Genomic DNA, 671 nt, shown 5'->3' on the forward strand with positions numbered 1-671 from the left:
CAGGCGGGGCGCAGCAGCGTCAGCCGCGCCTTGCCGTGGACGCGCGTGGCGTCGACCTCGAAGCCCGGCAGATGGACGACCTCCGCCTTCGCGGTCTCGAGGCTGATCCACGTCGCCGGGCTGGTCCAGCCGAGCCGGGCGAGCTTGTCGAGCGCGACGAGGCCCGCCCCGGTGTCATAGGGCGGATCCATCAGGATGATGTCGAGCGGCGCGGGCGCGGGGCCCATCGCCATCACCGAGGTCGCGCGGACGTCGCCGCGGATGCCGAGCTTGGCAAGATTGGCCTTCAGCGCATCGAGCGCGGGCTTGTCCTGTTCGACGAACAGGCACGATCCCGCACCGCGCGACAAGGCCTCGATCCCGAGCGCACCCGAGCCCGCGAAGAGATCGGCGACCGCGAGCCCCTCGAAACTGCCGACCCGGCTGGTCAGCATCGAGAACAGAGCCTCGCGCATGCGATCGGCGGTCGGGCGGGTCGCGTCACCCTTGGGCGCGACGATCTGGCGACCGCGATACTGGCCTGCGATGATCCGCATCAGCGTTTACCTCCGCGTGGTGCGCGGGGCGGGTGACCGCGCCCCCCTGATGGTCCCTTGCCGGGCGCGGGCGGACGGCTGCCGCGTTCGGGGCGCGGTGCCGCATCGCGCGGCGGGCGGGGATCCGCACCGGGG

1 protein-coding gene is annotated in these 671 nt (G+C 72.9%); it reads right to left on the bottom strand.

Annotated elements, in window-relative coordinates; all coding sequences use genetic code 11:
* A partial coding sequence (gene rsmD / locus sphsw_RS07490; protein ID WP_031440061.1) for a 16S rRNA (guanine(966)-N(2))-methyltransferase RsmD occupies positions 1 to 536 on the bottom strand: 536 nt, incomplete at its 3' end.
* Positions 537 to 671: the final 135 nt, after the last annotated feature.

It is taken from the genome of Sphingomonas sp. FUKUSWIS1 (assembly GCF_000733135.1).
Lineage (GTDB): Bacteria > Pseudomonadota > Alphaproteobacteria > Sphingomonadales > Sphingomonadaceae > Sphingomonas > Sphingomonas aerolata.